Source organism: Paracoccus sp. DMF, assembly GCF_004407025.1.
GTDB classification, from domain to species: Bacteria; Pseudomonadota; Alphaproteobacteria; order Rhodobacterales; family Rhodobacteraceae; genus Paracoccus; species Paracoccus aminovorans_B.
In genome coordinates, this window is the sequence record NZ_SOKV02000211.1 from 1 (window position 1) to 520 (window position 520).

General features: G+C 71.9%; 2 protein-coding genes. Both read left to right on the forward strand.

Annotation, left to right across the window (positions count from 1 at the left end; translation table 11 throughout):
• On the forward strand, positions 1 to 294 hold a 294-nt coding region (locus E3D03_RS21280; protein WP_263568589.1), incomplete at its 5' end, for a hypothetical protein.
• A partial coding sequence (locus E3D03_RS21285; RefSeq protein ID WP_263568590.1) for a hypothetical protein occupies positions 287 to 520 on the forward strand: 234 nt, incomplete at its 3' end. The genes E3D03_RS21280 and E3D03_RS21285, both read left to right, overlap by 8 nt.

The window sequence follows — 520 nt, forward strand, 5'->3', positions numbered from 1 at the left end:
GGCGGGGGCGACGGCTACTGCGCGGCCTGCGCAGGCCCCTGCCCCGACTGCCCCGCAAGACTGAACCGGCCGCAAACCGTCGAGGGCTGGCAGGTCTGGGATCTGACCCAGCGCCTTGGCGGCCAGCTGCGCATCGCACCGGGGGCGGTCATCGGATGGGACATGGGTGCCGCGCTTTCACTGGCGCAGGCGCTGGGCATCAACCCCCTGATCACCGCCGAACTGCTGCCCGAGATCGAGGCGGTGATGGTGCGCAAACTCAACGAGCAGATGGAAGGACGCCGGAATGGCTGAGAAGAAAGTCTCCGTCCGCCTCGTGGCGGAGGGCGGACGTCGAGTGCGCGCCGAACTGGAAGGTGTCGGTGAGGCCGGGGCCCGTGGGCTCGGCCGCCTGTCGCGCGAGATGGAACTGGCCAACACCCGGCTGGCCGCCTTTGCGCGCCGGGCGGGGCTTGCCCTCGGGGCCGCCGCAGCCGCGGCCACGGCTTCGCTCGGGCTGATCGTCCGGTCGACGGCCGAG